Origin of the sequence: Francisella sp. LA112445 (assembly GCF_012224145.1) — a bacterium.
Classification (GTDB): Bacteria; Pseudomonadota; Gammaproteobacteria; order Francisellales; family Francisellaceae; genus Francisella.
This window is the reverse complement of the sequence record NZ_CP041030.1, coordinates 511061-528748: the sequence shown is the minus strand read 5'-3', so window position 1 is coordinate 528748 and position 17688 is coordinate 511061. Positions and strand designations below refer to the sequence as shown.

The window sequence follows — 17688 nt, the reverse complement described above, 5'->3', positions numbered from 1 at the left end:
TAGTATACTAACAATATCATTTATGTAACTATAAAATCAATATTTTATTATATATTACGAATCTCTTCTAAGCTTTGCTCAAAAAGTATTTTTCCATCTTCATAATATGTCTTTAGTTGACTTTCAGGATGATACTCTCCTAAAGCATAACTTTGGTCTAATTTAATTGTTTTATAGTCACCATTTTGATCTTTTATAAGATCAAGACGCCCTTCTTTTGATCTTTTAGAAAGATCAGTAACAGGCTCCTTTTTAACTCCAAAAATTGTATCGGCTCTTCTAATAGCAGAACATTTTATTGCAAATTTAAAACTATCTCTATTAATAGATGATTCAAAATTTCCTTGTAGTAGTGCTCCACCCATACCAAATGCGATATTCTCAGCTGAGAAACCATTCTCTTTCATTGCATTTAAAATATTCTTCGCTAAATGGATGCTCACTCCATCACCTTGAATCAAAGCGACTTTCTCTAACACTTTATAGCCTTTTGAATTAGTTATGCTACCATAAGCTTTCTCAAGTTCTTTTAATGCATAGATAATATTATCCACAGCATCACCAGAGTCAGGACGAATAACTAAGTTAGCCTTTTTTGCTTTAACCTTCTCTTTTAAATCAATCCAAGTTTGAATAGCTTTTTTAAAGTCCCAACTATCAGATACACAAGCATATAAAACACTATTATCACCAAACTGCTCGATCATGTTCTCGAAAGCTTGCCTCTCACACTCTGATCCAACTCCCCAACTAGTTATTGTTGAGTGCTCACTTGCAGGAATTGAAAAGCCAGCAATATCTTCATTATAATACTCTTTACAAAAACGTAGTGTTGCTAAAGTATCCGTTCCTAAAAAATTAGTTAAATGAGCAGCGCCACCAATTGCAGCTGACTCTTCTGAGGAGACTCCCCTATAACCAAAGTCATGTAGCATAAAGCCAAGTTTATCAAGGCTATCTGCGGTTTCTAGGAGATATTCTTTAATAACCTTTTTAATATTAAAACTAATAGTCGCTACAGTTGTTGGATACCATACTTTTAAAAGTAATGTTTCTAGCATACCAGGTAACCAAGCTAACTCAGGATCCGTACTTTCAATAGTCATTAAAGTATTCTTTAATGGAACCATACTTCCTTCAGCAACAGCTCTTATTCTAACTGGTAAGAAACCATTATGTTTTTCTACAATTCTTTCAAAGCCTGACCTATAAAATGTTAGACCATGGGCTTTTACAATACTCTCAGCTTCATCTATCATTTGATATGTTAATGGTTTAGAAAGATATTTTTTAATATAATACTGTAGGCCAAAAAACCGTGTATAAGAGCCAAGAACAGAATTTGCCGCGCCACGGCTTTCTAGATAAAAGTGAAGATAATTAGTATCATCCGGATATTGAAAAGGATGAGAATGCTTATAACTATCTGTCATCAAAAGAATATTGCTATCACAATTCATTAGGATGATAATTTTTTAGAGACTTAGTAAGTATTTATATTAACAGAAGTTTTGTATATAAACTATTTTTGTGGAAGATTTTTTACACTACTCTCAACTAATCTTAGCAGTTTTGTCATATAGTTTAGAGATACTTTAGTTTTGTCAATTAAAGGATTATACTCAGCAACCTCAAAACAGACTAAACTGTGGAAATTGATTTTTTCGATAGTCTTATAAAATACTTGTGGATCTATACCATTCTCAACAGGTGTTCCTACAGCATCAAGATTAGTTGGGTCTAATCCATCTAAATCAAAACTAATACCAACATTACCTTCTGTTGCTCTCTCTAGACGTTCAAACTCTTGTAAAAATAAATCTTCAAAATTTCTATCTGTCAAATCTGACTGATAATAAACTTTAACTCCTAATTTTTCTAAAAACTCTCTTTCAGGTTGCTCATAAGAACGAATCCCAAAAAATACAATATTCTCAGGCTTTAATTTAGGATTTTTATTAAGAATACTTTTTAGCTCCTCATAACCATAGCCTAAAAGATGAGCAACAGGCATTCCATGAATGTTCCCTGTATCAGAAGTATCTGGTCTATGACTATCCATATGAGCATCTATCCAAATTAAGCCTAAATCTTTGTTTTGGTCTTTTAGGTAATCATATACACCACTCCATGTTGCTATCGCACATGAATGATCTCCACCAAGAGCTAAAGGGAATTTACCCTCATTAAGAATTTCAGAGACTTTTTTTGCAACATTAGTAAAGTATTTACTCATTGTCTCAACTTCTGCTCTACCACCGATATAATTATAAATTTGAGCATCTATTCTTCTATCTCTAAGCTCATTTAAAAGAGCATAAGGAGCTCTACCACACCCTATTTCTCTACCTGCATTACCAATTCCAATACCAATAGCTTCTACTTTCTTCATAAGAATCTCCTTTAAAAACCTAAACTTATAACACCGAAAATAAATTTTTTGGATCCTTGATTGGTGGCACCATATCCATTTGGCTACCAATATTATATTTTTCAGCTAAATCTAAAGTTAGGCGTAAAGCTGAAAAATCTTCTACTGCAAAACCAACCGAGTCATAGATAGTGATTTCATCATCGCTCTCACGACCCTTTTTCTTACCTGTTAAGATTTCCCAGACTTCTGCATGTAAAACCTCTTCGACTTCTTGAGGAGATAGGTTTTGTATTTCACCTTCGATCATTGACTGCTCTTTGTATTCAACAACTACCTTTCCTCTAAAGAGTATATTCATATCCAGTTCTGTCTTACCTGGGCAATCCCCACCTAAACCACTAATATGTACACCTTCTTTAACCCAATCATTTTCAATAACGATTGCATGAAGCTTACAAGCTGTACATACAACAATAATATCAGCATCTTGACAAGCTTCTTTAGCACTATCACATGCTATAAATTCAAGATCTACATCTTTCATATTATTCGCATATTTTTTCATAGCTTCAGGATCTGTATCATAATATTTAACAGTCTCTATCGGACGTATTAACTTATGAGCTAAAGTTTGAAATTCACTTTGTGCTCCTGTTCCTATTAACGCCATAGTTTTACTATCTTTACGAGCTAAATAATCCGTTGCTAAAACTGTAGCTGCCGCTGTTCTTAGAGCAGTGAGAACTGTCATTTCAGATATTAACAAAGGATAGCCATATTTAATCTCATTTAACTGGCCAGTTGCTACAACAGTCTGCTTACCCTCAAAAGGATTTGCTGGATGTCCGTTAACGCATTTGTAAGTAAAAAGCTTATTATCAGCTGTTGGCATAAGTTCTAGCACTCCACCTGGAACATGCGCTGCATACCTAGGAGATTTATCAAACTCATTCCACCTAATAAAATCTTCTTTTGTATAATTCACAAGATCTTTTATAAAATTATTAAACCCATGCTTCTCAACTATTTTAGCCATATCTTGGACTGATAAAATTCTCATATTTTTCTCCAAAAATATTTATTTAATTATAATTACTTAAATTTTAGAAAGTTTAATTTGCAAATCATTAGACTACTATATTTAATCAATAAAATAGTCTAAAATCCATCACAAATTACAGCTTTAAATAAGAACTAAGCTTATAACTTTCTCATTTCGAATAAGGAAATAATGTTTAACTTTATTATACTTATAAGACAATTTAAAGGTAAAATTAAAAAATAATACTATTTAATTAAAACTTTTCTAACGAAAACAATCTACAAGACACCTTTAAATAAAACCTTCTCAAACCTTTGTTCCTTAACAACCCAGACTAAAGTTATTCTCTGTGGTTCAATAGAAACCTTCTGGATTTTATTATTGACTCTTATATTATATTGACCTTGATCTAGATCTGTTGAATAAAGATCAACATTTCGCGGTAAAAGATTCCAACTTCTTTGATCTGCTTGAGTAGTAGCTAAATTATATATTGATGTCCCAATAGCTGCTAAAGCTCCATAATCCCCTGATGCTTTTATAGCAGCAACAGACATTGTTGTCTTTGCTATCAATCGTAGTATTTCACGAGTAACAATTATAGCATACCTATCAGATAAGGATTTTGCAGCCATTGCAGTTGTATCTACCAATAACTCCGTCTGACCTTGAGCAACTTCTTCATTGTTTTTATATACTGCCACATTAGCAGGAGCCCCTAAACTATAAGGTGCATAATATGGTAGTGAAATCTTTTGAATCCCTGCATATTGAACAAATATAATAATTGGTAAATCAAATTTTTGGATTGGTTCAACCCAGCCATTTTCATATATTACAACAAGCTTACCTTGCCCCTTCTTATAAACGTCTCCCCCCTGATTAAACGCTTGATGTATTTGCTCATAATCTCTTTGTACATAAGGATTATTTGGAATAACTCGCAATGCATTTTTCATTGAAAGATTAGCATTATTTAAATTTGTATCATATGATTGATAGATAATAGCTGCTAAATAGTAACCAAAACCATTCTCATAAGAATTACTAACCTTATTAGCTATATTATATAGCTGTCTATATTGCCTTGTTCTAGATAAGTCAGAATAGACTTTGCTTGAATTAACTTGATTATAATTACTTAAATTAGCATTTCTTGATAAATTTTTTGACTCAAAAGTTGCGTATTGGGCATATGAAAGATTTCTAATACTTACTGCAGCATTTTCAAGATCATGCTTCATTAAATAATTAAGAGCTTGATAAGCATACAAGAAAGTTACTTCATAATCAGGTATATAATAATATCTTTCTCTATCACTCGTTAATGTTGCCTGGGCATCTTTTAAGATATTTCTAACTCTAATTTTTGCTTCAAATTCTGATTTAGAAACATAATCTGTAGCTTTTGAATATTTATATAAAGATAAACGATCATTTTTTAGTAATTGCTCAAACCTACCAGTTTCTAAATAGTCTAAAGACTCATTTATACCACTAGTATCAAAATTCTCTAAAAAACTTGCCTCTATCATTCTTGGATGATTTTCATCGATACTTTGTTTTACTTTAGCCATTTGATGCGGATGACTACCGCTAAAAGTAGCACAGCTAGATATCACAAAACATATAGCAACTATTAAAGAAAGTTTAAGCTTCATTTTCTTATTTTGTTAAATATGCGCGTAAGCCTTTGTGGATTTTTGTTAAACTGCCATCAATTACAACACCTATAGAATATTTAGGCATTATATCTGTGATTCTTACTTTAGCTAAAACTTTACCATCAAGTACTATGTGCTGACCTGTAGCTGGATCTATAGTAACACCACCATCTTGACGAACTTCATAGACATTACCTTTGATAACTCTATCTCCACCTTGATTGAAATACACTTCTCCATCATCTACTTTTAAAACCTGTAAAGGATAGATAGCTCCAACAACCTGATCAGATATAATTTTACCAAATCTCTTGCCTAGATAGTGTAGTAGCTCAGAGTAATTACCATTATTTGATTCAACATACTGGTTAGCAATATTTGCAGGAACATTTATAGTAACGACATTGGACCATTTAACTTCCATTGTCGCTAACTCCACTACTCGATAAGCAACACTTGCCGATACATGATATGAGGTAAACTTCTGACCATAATATGTAGTATTCTTCTTAGATATATTTAGACCTAATATATCTCCAGTAAGTATGAAATCTGCACCTATTTTCTTGTTAAGTTTATTCTTCTCATTATCTGTATCAGAGTTGATTATCCGCTGAGTTTCTCTCTCATAAGCTTCTTGATCTTTTGCATCACGGTTAGAAACTCTGAATTTACGCGACTGAGTAATTTGTGCAATTATAATATTATTCAAACCATCTTGTAATTGTCTTACACCCATATTAGCTCTTATCTTAGCATTATGAGCATCAAACGGTAGAATCGCGATTTTAAACATATCTAAATTACTACGCTCATCAACTCCCTTATATTTAGCAGAACTACCAGAGACAATACTAGTACTGCCTGAGCTCACAATAGAACTTCCAGAACTGATCATTGAGCTTCCAGAAGAACTAGCTGTTGCAAAAGCTAATGATGAATATAAAAAAACAGATAATGTTATAATAGAAATTAAAGTTTTTTTCATTTTAAAACCTTAATACTGATTTAGATATTTGTTATCGTCACTTTGTCTAATAATTACTTTTCCATTTAAAGAGCTATTAGAACTAGACGATGATTTTGTGTTTTGTTTACGATACTCATCATAGTTAAAGTTTTTGATTTTGTTAGCTGTTGCAACTTGTTTAGGGTCCCACTTAAGAACAACACCATAAACTGTATTTTTTGTACTTGGTAATTGATAGCGCCATCTTTTAACTGTTTTAAGCCCAACAATATCTAAGTTCGCTTTAGTTTTATAGTAAGTAGATAGAGTCTTCTCAATATCTGTAGCATCTATTCTACGAGTCTGCTCTGTTTTAGTATTTTTTGCTAAAGTGCTCGAAATATTCTCGGACATTGTTAAAGCTTCTTTTGTCGACATTTGCCCTGCTATCAAAGTAACAAGGTTTGCTCTTGCCATAATAGCTGCTTGCTTATAACCATAATCACCAGATGATACACCTTGAATACTAGGGCCATTATATGAACCTTGGCCATAAGATAGAATGTATGGCTTATTATCTTTACCAAAGCCTACTCTAATACCATAATCACCCATCATATCTTCACCAGTTTTATCTTTATATAAAACTGATGGTGACTCACCACCCTTACCAACTATTAATGGCTCATTACCATGTTTAATATCTTCGAACATTCCTTTAATTTTCGCTGAGTAAATAACAACTACACCAATAGCAGCATTACCATTTTTCTCAACAACAAAAGTTTTAATAGGAAGTAGACCTGATAGGTTACCAAAACCTGTTGTTAAGCTTTTTATTGTCATTTCTTGATTTAAAAGAGCTTTTTTCTTTTCTGAGACTGATGTGAAACTATTAGGATCTAAGCCCTGTTCCTTAAGCTGTTTATTTAATTGCGCCTCTTCAAGAGCTTTTTTCTTAGCATCAATTGCTGCTTGAGTACCCTCTTTAGGCTTATCTGAATCAGTATTTATCTCATTAGCTCCAGAGCCTTGCGTACTATCAACACTAAAACTCTTATCAACTTTAGTATTTGCAGAGATAAATGATATATAATCTGCTTGTGCTTTTATCAACGCTTTTTCAAAAGCCATTTGCGCACTATCAACATAGTTTGAATTTGTTTGATTTACAGATGCTACACCTATAGCTGAGCCTACATACTCAAACTTATCTCTTAAATTATTTTCATCTATATAACCTTCCATTACATCACTTAATATTTGCTCAGCTGATCTGTTATCAACATCAGCATTCTTTGCAGCAACAGGAGCAGCACTAGAAGAAATACCATTATTTAATGTAGCTATATCTGTGGTCATATTAGTTTTTGACTGCTGCTGATCGGAAGAGTCTTTAGCTACGGAAATATTTTGTGATGATCCAGAGCTTTGAGTATTAGAATTTGGCACACTAGAATCTTCAGCAAATAAAGGACTAACTATTAATGATGAAGCTATTAATGAAGCTATAATTTTCTTTTTCATATATGATTTCTCCTATTATTCAAAAACTACCAACCAAACATTGATCTTGTCTGAGATTTAAGAATTTGTTTCTCACCTTGCCATACAATTAAATTTGTTTTTAAGTCTAACATCTTCAAGGTAGCTAAGAAGTATTTAGATCTTCTATCTTTATCTACACTTACATTATTAATATCCTGGATACTTCCATACACCATATATCTAGCACCAATATTATGTCCGATTCTTGTAGCTGTACTTTGATCAACCATACCACTATTAGCCTGATAACCTAATTGCTCACGAATATTTTTAATCTGGGTCATATCTGTTACTTGGAACAATCCAGAATTGACAATTTGAGTTTGGACAGTGTTTGATAGCATTGTCGTATTAATGTGTTCATTTGTTTCATTACGGATGTTACTAAAGAATAGAGTTGGCGTATCCATAGCTGTAATCTTCTTAACCCCACGTGAGTTAAGCATATCATCAGCCATTTTTTTAGTAATTGCTTGTAAGTCGGTAGAACTAAAGTCTATTGATGTTGTATCAACACTATCTGGATTCTCATATGCTACTTTTGTGCTACATGAATTAAGACTGAGTAATGCACCCGTACAGGCGATAGCTATTAAAAATTTCCTTTTCATATACTTTTATTAAAAATCACTTATATAGCGATTATAACAAAAATAATTAGGAATGTTATTTATTATAAACTATAAAAAATTGGTATATTAAAAATTTGGGGCTGTCCTAGATAACTAAGTTATGTTAGGATGGTTTTGATGAGGAAAAGTAGATTAAGTACATACAAGCAAGACAAATTAATAGAGTTATTTATAGCAGGAAGTACAGCACGAACTGCATCAGAATTAGTATCAGTAAATAAAACCACAGCCAGCTATTATTTTCATAGATTAAGATTATTAATTTATGAAAATAGTGAGCATTTAGAAATGTTTACAGGAGAGATTGAAGTAGATGAAAGCTATTTTGGAGGAACTCGTAAAGGGAAACGAGGTAGAGGAGCTGGTGGTAAAGTTCCTGTATTTGGCTTACTTAAACGTAATGGTAAGGTATATACAGTAATCATTCCAAATGCTAAGAGTGATACTCTATTACCAATAATTAGAGAAAAAGTTAAACCTGATTGTATCGTTTACACTGATACTTTTAGGAGTTATAATGCCTTAGATGTTTCAGAGTTTAAACATTATAGAATTAACCATAGTAAGCTGTTTGCAAAGAAGTATAATCATATAAACGGTATAGAAAACTTCTGGAATCAAGCTAAGAGACATTTGAGAAAATTTAATGGTATTCCTAGAGACCATTTTTACTTGTTTTTGAAGGAATGTGAGTGGAGATTTAATCACAGTGATTCTAAGGAACAGCTAAAGCTAATTAAACACTGGGTTAGAGAGAGTTTAAAGTAAACTTATCTAGGACAGCCCCAAAAATTTTTTTTAAGAGCTAGCAATTAGATTAATGTAGAAATCTTTTAGATCTAAAAGATTATTTTATTTAAGATGATTGACTTACTTTATTAGTTGTTGCTTTAGTAGAGGCATCTTGCTTATCTGAACTAAATATATCTTTTCTTCTATCTACACGACGCTCTAATCTATTTTTTCTTAATGGTGATATAAACTCGCGAGATGTTCTAGCATTTCCTTTTTGAGCTGTACTAGTAGCTTCACTTGCTTTAGCTGATTGAGCTACTGCTGCATTACTGTTTGTTGCTGCTGGTGTTTGATCACTAGTATCTGCAAAAGATACTCCACATACTAATACTGATGCTAAACCCACTGCAGTTAGTTTTTTTAAAATACTCATGATTTTTCTCCTTTAAACTATTCTCTAAATTTAATCTCTATTTTTCTTGTTTTTTTTTGATTCTTTTTGTTGTTAAATTTTAACAACATATTAATTATACTATGAATTTTCAAAATATACAAAATAGTTTATGAAATACTATAACTAAATAAAGTAGTGCGCCATACCATAGGTTTAACCACAGAATCTACTTATTAATACTTGTTTAACCAAGTACTACATTTAAACATGCATAAAATGCTATACTCAGACTCATAATAGAATTTTTTTTTGGCTCATTAATGTAAAATATTAAGGCTTTTAGATAAAATATTTAATTATTTGATTGGTTGGCTCATTACATATAGACAAACTGAACCAATTTTCTTGATTGAATATCTTTTAAAATTATTACTAATATATTTTTCTATAGATTCATACGAATCATTTACATTATCAAAAATCCCTTTTGAATTAAATTTATTAGCAATTTTTACAGCTAGTTTTGAATCATATTCATTAATTATAGTCGAGCCAAAAGCTACTCCATTAGGCTTGAGCATTTTTGCAATATTTTTAAAAACAACTTCTTTATTACCATTATCTGGTAAACAATGAATTAAGTAATTACAAGAGATAGAATCAAAGTTAGCAATAAACTTCTCGTCAATATCTTCTAAAATATCAACCTGATATGTCGAAACATCCTTACCTCTAAGAGAATTCTTAACATATTCAAGACAATCTAGGTTTAGATCCATCAATGCTACTTTTTTTATCTTAGAACTTAGCTTTTTCAAATAATATCCAGAGCCTACACCTATATCGAGATGATTTTCTGAAACATTATCACTATATTGTTTCAATAGCTTTGCTGTTTTACACTTCCAAACAAAAGTATTGTTAAAAAACAGTACAACAAAATTATACAATTTCAAAGTCATCTTAGTGTAGATCTTTTGGCCTGCATGAGTAGACTTATTCATGATTTTTTTACCAAAACATGTTAGATTTCATTGGCTTTATAGCCAATATTATGATTAATACGATATACACATACCATGGAACCAGTATTAATATAGGAATTAAAACTGTAAGCATGCACGCAAGGAAAAACATACTAAAAAACAACAACACCTGATACGATGGCTTATTTGTTTTAAGGTACATTCTAGCTTTTTCAATATATGATCCTTCAAATGAGAATAGATGAATCACTATTGGAAATGCTGCTGTCAAAAACATCAACAAGTAGAATATCCAACTAATTGAGGTTAACACTAGGTAATTAGTAGCTACCAATAAGCCAACCAAAAAATAAACAATCTTAACTAATGCTATATCAGCAAGAGTAAAGTGCTGTAATTTCTCTGATAAAAACTCTTCTTCATACATAATTATCCCCTTAAAATTATAGTTGTTTATCCAACATTAATAATAACTTATTTTATTATTTTTTTAAATCGATTAGAGGATCTAAGATTTTATATTTAGTTTTGAATATTAATATTTGCTAACTGACTTGCAGGAACCACTTTCTCAATAGTTTTAACATCCCCATTACCATCTTGTGTTTTCTTAATAATCTTTGCTGTTTTACCATTAGAATCAATTGTGATAGAGCTAAACTCTTTAAATATTTTAGGTTTACCCTTTGCAATAGTTGAACCTGATTGATTTGCTAGCTGAGCAACATTATCATCAATATTAGACACGACACTATTGAAATGTTGATCTAACATTTGTTGTTGTTTTTGAAAGTCCGCTAACATCTGTGCAACTGGATCATCTTGAACAGTTTGAGATGTTTTCTCTTGAGGTTTTTGTTTAACCCAGCCTACTTGACCATTAGCATTATTTACAACCTCTACCCAGCCCTTCTTAGAAAAAATAGCTTGATATTGAGGATTCTGATCATCAATCTGTCCTAACTTCTGGGACTTTTCATCTGCCTTTGCATACATTGTGTAGCTTTCGGCATAAGCTCCAGAAACTACAGCCAATCCAAGCATTGTTGCTAAAATTTTTTTCATTTTGACCTCCAATTTTCTATGCATTACCTTTTATACACAAAATATTTATTAATTAAAATAAGTTCTTTCGCTATTTTTTCAAGATACAAATCGACTAATTAGTTATAATTAACTAAATGTATTTAAAACAATCTTACAGCATGAGTGATAAATTTAAAGTTTTAGTTGCAGATGATGACAAGCAAATTGGTCAATTTATCAAAACAAATTTTGAGAAAAACAATATTGAAACAACTCTTGCTTTTGATGGCAAAGAAGCTTTATTTTTAATAAACACAAACAACTACGATGTAATAATTATAGATTGGATGATGCCATACCTTGATGGAATTTCACTACTTAAAATACTACGTAAGCAAAATATTGAAACACCTATAATTATCCTAAGTGCCTTAGATAGTACTGAAAATAAGATTGAAGGCCTAAAATCTGGTAGTGACGATTATCTTACGAAGCCTTTTTCTATTGATGAATTGCTTATTAGAGTTAATATTCTCTACAATAGAACTAAGCAAATCACTCAGGCAAAAACTCATAAACTAACCTGTGGTGACATTGAGCTAGATGAACTTGCCCATGAAGTTCATAGAAATGGTCAACCAATAATACTCCAACAAAGAGAATATAAGGTTCTGCACCTTTTACTAAAACATAAAAATGAAGTAATTAGTAAGTCTATGATTCTTAAAGAAGTCTGGGATTATGATTTTGATCCGCAGACAAATGTCGTAGAGGTGCATATATCTCGCCTACGTACGAAACTCACAGAGGATGGTCTAAATGACCCAATTAAAACAGTTAGAGGATTTGGATATGTCATCCAAGAATAAGCTAAATGACACTATTCAACGTAGGTACATAATTAGCTCAAGCTTTAAAATGGCTATGCTTTTTACAATACTACTTGGACTAAGTATAGCCTCTTGGATTTATATAATTCTATCATCATTAGGAGATAGGATTATTGAGCATATTATACCATTAACCATAGGAGTAACAGGCGCGGTCTGTGTTGTCATAATTAGTTACCTTATAAGTGTCTTTGTGGTAAAGAAGATAAACCACATTGCAAGTTCCGCAGCATCAATTGTAAATACCCAAGATTTTAGTCAAAGGATAAAGTCTGACACTAATTGGGATGACCTTAGTAACTTAGCAAATATATTAAATATCCTTTTTGGTAACATTGAGGAGTTACTTATTGATATAAAGAGTGTCTCAAATAATATAGCCCATGATCTAAAAACCCCACTAACAAGACTTAAGAACAGGTTAGAAAACCTAGCACAATCTAACCCTAACGAAGATACATTAGAGGCTCTAGCTGAGTGCAATAAACTTCTAGATATTTTTAACAGTTTACTCAGACTAAATCGCTTAGAACATGGTCGTGAAAATTTATCTAAAAGGCGTATAGATATTAAAAATATTATCAATGATGCTATTGAACTTTATGAACCGATATTTGAACAAAAAAACATACTTCTAGAAACAAATATTCAAACTAGAAATATTTGTATTGATAAAAACCTAATTTTCCAAAGTATTACAAATATTCTTGATAACTGTTACAAGTATTCTGAGCAAAATACTAAAGTTAAAATAATAAGTAAAATTGAAAACTCTAAATATAAGATTGAGATTACCGATCAAGGCATTGGTATAAATGATAAAAATACTAATAAAATTTTTGATAGATTTTTCCGTGAAGAAAAGAGTCGCACACAGACAGGTAACGGCTTAGGTTTATCATTAGTGAAAAAGATAATTCAACTTCATGATGGTAATATTACTGCACAAAACAATATTCCTAATGGCTTAAAAATAACTATCATCCTACCGTTACATTAACAATTTTTAACTATGCTTTTATCGCTTTTAAAACTAAGCTATAACTAATAACATATCTATAAGATAATCAAAATAGTATGGAAAAAATAGCTGTAATAGGAAGTGGAATATCAGGACTAGCTCTAAGTTATTTACTAAAAGACAAATACGAAGTTACACTATATGAGAAAAACAACTACTTTGGTGGTCATGCTCGTACTCTAGAGGTTCAAAATTTGCCAATAGATACAGGCTTTATAGTTTTTAATTACCATACATACTATCACCTATCGAGACTTTTTAAGCATTTAGATGTTCCTGTTGCAGAAAGCAATATGTCATTCGGAGTATCTATTAAAAATGGTGCTTTTGAATATGGATCAAGTAGCTTTAAAAGCCTATTTGCGCAGAAATCAAATTTACTAAAACCAAGCTATTATAAAATGATAAAAGATATTCTTAAGTTTAATAAGATATCTAATGAGCATTTAGAAAAAGGAACTTTAAATGAGAATATTACTCTAAAAGAATATCTAGATAATATTAATGTAGGTACATGGTTTAGAGACTATTATTTACTAGCTATGGGGGCATGTATTTGGAGCACTCCTCTTGAGAAAATGTATGAGTTTCCTGCTCTTAGTTTTATTAGATTTTTTAGTAATCATGGTTTACTCACAACTACTAAACCAGTCCAATGGTATACTGTAAAAGGTGGTAGTAAAACTTATGTTGATAAAATTATCAAAGAACTAGAAAGTGCTAATGTAAAATTTGCTCCAATGGCAAAAGTTGTATCAAGATCAGATAAAATCTCCATTACAGATAATCAAAATAGTATTAATGAGTTTGATAAAGTAGTATTTGCTTGTCACTCGAATGAAGTTCTGGAACTACTGGATGATCCAAACCAAAATGAGAAAGAGCTAATCTCTGCGATTAAATATCAGCCTAACACAGTTATATTACATACAGATGATGCTATTATGCCAAAGCGTAAAACTGCTTGGTCAAGCTGGAATTATCTAAGTGCTGAAACAAAAGATAAGCGTAATGTTGTATCTCTAAGCTACTGGATGAACAATCTACAGCCATTAAATACAGATACAGATTACTTTGTAACAGTAAACCCAGACCAAAAACCGGATCAAAAAAAAATAATCAACGAGCATGTTTTTGAACATCCTGTTTTTGATAAAAAAGCAATACAAGCTCAACAGCAAATTGATAAAATACAAGGTGTAAATAATACCTATTTCTGTGGTGCTTATTTAAGATACGGCTTCCATGAAGATGGTATACTTAGTGCAGTAAATGTTGCATCAAAATTAGGGATTGGAACTCCATGGTAAAAGATTTTGTTTTAAGCTCGAAAGTCTACCATAAAAGACATCACCCAAAACAAAACTCTTTTAGATATAGATCTTATTATATAATTTTAGATATGCTTGATCTAAGCAATAACAAACCCAGAATCTTTAGTTTAAATAAACTAAACGTGTATAGCTTCTATGATAAAGATCATGGCTATCGAGATGGTTCAAATTGTCTAAACTGGGCTACTAATTTACTTGAGCAAAACAATTTAAAATATGACAGTGTTAAACTCATGACTATGCCTAGAGTTCTTGGCTATCTTTTTAATCCTGTAAGCTTTTGGCTTTGTTACAATAAAAATAAACTTATAGCTGTAATTGCTGAAGTAAACAATACCTTTAAAGAAACTCATAGCTATATTTGTCACAAATCTGGTCAAGAGATTACAGATAAATGCTGGTTTAAAGCAGAAAAAGATTTTCACGTATCACCCTTTTATCCTCGTAAAGGCTTTTATAAGTTTAACTTCTCACTAAATCTAAAAAATAATGCTAAAAACCAAATTATTATAAACTACTATGATGATAACCAATTACAACTTGGTACAGCTATTACAGCACAAGCAAAACCACTAACTAGTACAAATCTAATCAAAGAATTTTTTAGATCTCCCTTATTAACTTTAAAAGTTATCTACTTGATCCATTGGCAAGCCTTAAAAATTGTATTTAAACATATTAAATATATTCCAAAGCCTAAGCAGAAAGACATAAAAGTGAGTCTTGCTAAACCACTTTAAACCTCATGTAATATGTAAATACTTATATCACTTTCTTTGATAAAACGTTTATTAACAAAATTTAATTTTGCAGCAATATTACCACAATATTTTTTTGGTAATATTTAAACAAGTTATAAAATTGGTATCTGCAAAATGTTTGAAAAGTTAGTAAAGAAAAATCTCCTGGAATCACTAAATAAAATTGAATATGGTGAGCTACACTTAACTACTCCTGAAGGTGATACAATATTTACAAAAGGTGGCAAGCAAGGTCCAACAGCAGATCTTAAACTTAAAGATTGGCGTACAGTTGTAAATCTAAAATTAAAAGCTGATATTGGTTTTGCCGCTGACTATCGTGATGGCTACTGGGAAACTTCAGATCTAAAATCACTAATTCTACTAGGTTTAGAAAATGAAGAAGCTTTTGGCCAATATATGGAACCAAATATACTTTTCAAAATACTGCAAAAACTTGGATATTTAACCAAACGTAACAACATCAAGCAAAGCAAAAAAAACATCCATGCACATTATGATTTAGGTAATGAGTTTTATAAGTTATGGTTAGATAAAACTATGACCTACTCTTCTGCTTTATATAAAAATGATGATGAAACATTAGAGCAAGCACAAATAAATAAGTATCAAAATATTATCGATAAATTTGATAAAAAAAATGGCTCAATTATTGAGATTGGTTGTGGCTGGGGTGGCTTTGCTGAGACTGCTTTAAATAATGGTAACTATTCTGTCAAAGGTATTACACTTTCTCAAGAGCAACATGACTATGCTAAAGAGCGTTTAACTGGTAAAAATGCTGACATAGTTATCGAAGATTACCGTATCCAAGAAGGCAAATATGATTATTTAGTTTCTATTGAAATGATCGAGGCAGTAGGTAGAGAATACTGGAATACATATTTTTCAAAGCTTAAATCACTAATAAAACAAGATGGTAAAATAATCATCCAAAGTATAGTTATTGATGACAAGCTTTTTGCTGATTATGCAAAAGGTACTGATATGATTAGAACCTTCATATTCCCTGGCGGGTTTTTACCATCTATTGAGCAAATTAATATTGAGCTTGATAAAGTGGGGCTAAAATGTATAAACAAAGATTTTTTTGGTAAAGATTATGCTAAAACTCTAGATCAATGGGACAAAAGTTTTATCAATGTAGAGCAAAATCTAATTAAACTTGGTTTTGATAAACGCTTCCAAAGAATGTGGCGTTTTTACTTAAACTCATGTAGTGCTGCATTTACTCATGGCCGTATTGATGTTGCCCAACTGGAGATAGTTCATGCTTAGGAAACTACTAGTAATAGTATTTATCAGTCTACCACTTCTAGCTACTGCTAAACCTTTGACTTTAGCACAGGTAAAAAAACAAGAATCTCAGCAAGTTGGTAAGATACATTTTACAAAATGGTTTTTTAGCATATATGATGCAACTCTTCTTACTCAAAATGGTACTTTTAGTTGGAATAAACCTTTTCTACTAAAAATTCATTATCTAAGAAATATCAGTGGACAAACTATTGCTAAACACACAGTACAGCAAATCTATGAACAACACCCTATGGATGTTAATGATAACTCTAGAGAGTATAGTGAAGTATTTAACAATCTAATTCCTAATGTAAAAAAAGGTTCTAACCTATATGGTTACATGGATCAAGATGGTAATGGTTATCTATACTCAGACTCAGGATTAATTGGTGAAATACCATCTAAAAAACTATCTAAATATTTCTTTGAAATATGGCTAAGCGATAGATCATCAAACATTAAGCTTTCGAAGAAACTAAGGGGATTATTATGAAGAGATTAATATATAAAATAGGAGTAATTATTATGGCACTAGGACTTTTTGGATGCTCTGCTGATATTTCTAGCTACAAAGGCGAAGGTCCAAAGCTAGACTTACAAAAATATCTACAAGGTAAAATCGTTGGTACAGGGCTTATTCAAGATTACAAAGGCAAAGTCATCAAAAAATTTGATTTCTCTGGTACTGCAAGCTGGGATGGTGATATCGGTACTTTTGATGAAAATATGGTTTACTATAATGGTGAAAAAGATCATCGCATTTGGAAAATCAAAAAGATATCTGATAACTACTATGAAGGCACAACCGGTGATGTAATTGGTAGAGCTAAAATTTATGTCGAAGGTAATGCTATGAACTGGCAATATCAAATGAATATCCCTGTTGGTGATAAAAAATATAAAATCAGTTTCGATGACTGGATGTATCTAATGCATGACGGAGTATTAATAAATAAGAACACTTTCAAAAAATTCGGTATAACTGTCGGATCACTAACACTATTTATGCATAAGGAAAATACTGGAGAGTAGT

19 protein-coding genes are annotated in these 17688 nt (G+C 31.3%); 8 read left to right on the top strand and 11 right to left on the bottom strand.

Features of this window, described 5'->3' with window-relative positions; translation table 11 throughout:
- Nucleotides 1-47 precede the first annotated feature (47 nt).
- From FIP56_RS02650 to lpoB, 7 genes are all read right to left on the bottom strand, one after another.
- The gene (locus FIP56_RS02650; protein WP_192577423.1) at nucleotides 48-1460 is read right to left on the bottom strand and encodes a nicotinate phosphoribosyltransferase; all 1413 of its coding nucleotides are present in this window, start codon (nucleotides 1458-1460) and stop codon (nucleotides 48-50) included.
- Between the two features lie 62 nt (nucleotides 1461-1522).
- A complete protein-coding gene (locus FIP56_RS02645; RefSeq protein WP_192577422.1) occupies nucleotides 1523-2392 on the bottom strand; it encodes an arginase in 870 nt (289 codons plus the stop codon).
- A gap of 25 nt (nucleotides 2393-2417) precedes the next feature.
- The gene (locus FIP56_RS02640) at nucleotides 2418-3434 is read right to left on the bottom strand and encodes an ornithine cyclodeaminase (RefSeq protein WP_192577421.1); all 1017 of its coding nucleotides are present in this window, start codon (nucleotides 3432-3434) and stop codon (nucleotides 2418-2420) included.
- Nucleotides 3435-3694: 260 nt separating this feature from the next.
- Nucleotides 3695-5077 carry a hypothetical protein gene (locus FIP56_RS02635; RefSeq protein WP_192577420.1) on the bottom strand — a complete coding sequence of 461 codons (1383 nt, stop codon included), beginning with the start codon at nucleotides 5075-5077 and terminating at the stop codon, nucleotides 3695-3697.
- Between the two features lie 4 nt (nucleotides 5078-5081).
- Nucleotides 5082-6068 carry a CsgG/HfaB family protein gene (locus tag FIP56_RS02630; protein WP_192577419.1) on the bottom strand — a complete coding sequence of 329 codons (987 nt, stop codon included), beginning with the start codon at nucleotides 6066-6068 and terminating at the stop codon, nucleotides 5082-5084.
- Between the two features lie 9 nt (nucleotides 6069-6077).
- Nucleotides 6078-7556 carry a DUF6844 domain-containing protein gene (locus tag FIP56_RS02625; protein WP_192577418.1) on the bottom strand — a complete coding sequence of 493 codons (1479 nt, stop codon included), beginning with the start codon at nucleotides 7554-7556 and terminating at the stop codon, nucleotides 6078-6080.
- Nucleotides 7557-7582: 26 nt separating this feature from the next.
- Nucleotides 7583-8188: a penicillin-binding protein activator LpoB gene (gene lpoB, locus FIP56_RS02620; RefSeq protein ID WP_192577417.1), complete on the bottom strand. Its 606-nt coding sequence runs from the start codon at nucleotides 8186-8188 to the stop codon at nucleotides 7583-7585.
- Nucleotides 8189-8326: 138 nt separating this feature from the next.
- On the opposite strand from lpoB, the gene FIP56_RS02615 reads away from it, so the two are divergent.
- Nucleotides 8327-8977, top strand: coding sequence for an IS1595 family transposase (locus FIP56_RS02615; RefSeq protein ID WP_192577416.1), 651 nt, complete (start codon nucleotides 8327-8329; stop codon nucleotides 8975-8977).
- 88 nt (nucleotides 8978-9065) lie between these two features.
- On the opposite strand, the gene FIP56_RS02610 is transcribed toward FIP56_RS02615, so the two are convergent.
- From FIP56_RS02610 to FIP56_RS02595, 4 genes are all read right to left on the bottom strand, one after another.
- The gene (locus tag FIP56_RS02610; RefSeq protein WP_192577415.1) at nucleotides 9066-9377 is read right to left on the bottom strand and encodes a hypothetical protein; all 312 of its coding nucleotides are present in this window, start codon (nucleotides 9375-9377) and stop codon (nucleotides 9066-9068) included.
- A gap of 317 nt (nucleotides 9378-9694) precedes the next feature.
- Nucleotides 9695-10342 carry a methyltransferase gene (locus FIP56_RS02605; protein ID WP_192577414.1) on the bottom strand — a complete coding sequence of 216 codons (648 nt, stop codon included), beginning with the start codon at nucleotides 10340-10342 and terminating at the stop codon, nucleotides 9695-9697.
- A gap of 7 nt (nucleotides 10343-10349) precedes the next feature.
- Nucleotides 10350-10751 carry a hypothetical protein gene (locus tag FIP56_RS02600; RefSeq protein WP_192577413.1) on the bottom strand — a complete coding sequence of 134 codons (402 nt, stop codon included), beginning with the start codon at nucleotides 10749-10751 and terminating at the stop codon, nucleotides 10350-10352.
- Nucleotides 10752-10846: 95 nt separating this feature from the next.
- Nucleotides 10847-11389 (bottom strand): hypothetical protein, encoded by a 543-nt coding sequence (locus tag FIP56_RS02595; RefSeq protein WP_192577412.1) that lies wholly within the window; start codon nucleotides 11387-11389, stop codon nucleotides 10847-10849.
- A gap of 140 nt (nucleotides 11390-11529) precedes the next feature.
- Here FIP56_RS02595 and FIP56_RS02590 point away from each other — a divergent pair, with 140 nt between their 5' ends.
- From FIP56_RS02590 to FIP56_RS02560, 7 genes are all read left to right on the top strand, one after another.
- Nucleotides 11530-12219, top strand: a complete 690-nt coding sequence (locus FIP56_RS02590) for a response regulator transcription factor (protein ID WP_192577411.1) — start codon at nucleotides 11530-11532, stop codon at nucleotides 12217-12219.
- Nucleotides 12220-12268: 49 nt separating this feature from the next.
- Nucleotides 12269-13240: a HAMP domain-containing sensor histidine kinase gene (locus FIP56_RS02585; protein ID WP_348633318.1), complete on the top strand. Its 972-nt coding sequence runs from the start codon at nucleotides 12269-12271 to the stop codon at nucleotides 13238-13240.
- A gap of 77 nt (nucleotides 13241-13317) precedes the next feature.
- Nucleotides 13318-14571, top strand: a complete 1254-nt coding sequence (locus FIP56_RS02580) for an FAD-dependent oxidoreductase (RefSeq protein WP_192577410.1) — start codon at nucleotides 13318-13320, stop codon at nucleotides 14569-14571.
- The gene (locus FIP56_RS02575) at nucleotides 14565-15335 is read left to right on the top strand and encodes a DUF1365 domain-containing protein (RefSeq protein WP_192577409.1); all 771 of its coding nucleotides are present in this window, start codon (nucleotides 14565-14567) and stop codon (nucleotides 15333-15335) included. Before FIP56_RS02580 ends, FIP56_RS02575 begins: the two co-directional genes overlap by 7 nt.
- A 135-nt stretch (nucleotides 15336-15470) precedes the next feature.
- Nucleotides 15471-16634 (top strand): cyclopropane-fatty-acyl-phospholipid synthase family protein, encoded by a 1164-nt coding sequence (locus tag FIP56_RS02570; RefSeq protein WP_192577408.1) that lies wholly within the window; start codon nucleotides 15471-15473, stop codon nucleotides 16632-16634.
- Entirely contained in the window at nucleotides 16627-17148 is a 522-nt protein-coding gene (locus FIP56_RS02565; RefSeq protein ID WP_192577407.1) for a hypothetical protein, read from the top strand. Before FIP56_RS02570 ends, FIP56_RS02565 begins: the two co-directional genes overlap by 8 nt.
- Complete coding sequence (locus tag FIP56_RS02560) at nucleotides 17145-17687, top strand: DUF3833 domain-containing protein (RefSeq protein ID WP_192577406.1); 543 nt, start codon at nucleotides 17145-17147, stop codon at nucleotides 17685-17687. The genes FIP56_RS02565 and FIP56_RS02560 overlap by 4 nt, the downstream gene beginning before the upstream one ends.
- Nucleotide 17688: the final 1 nt, after the last annotated feature.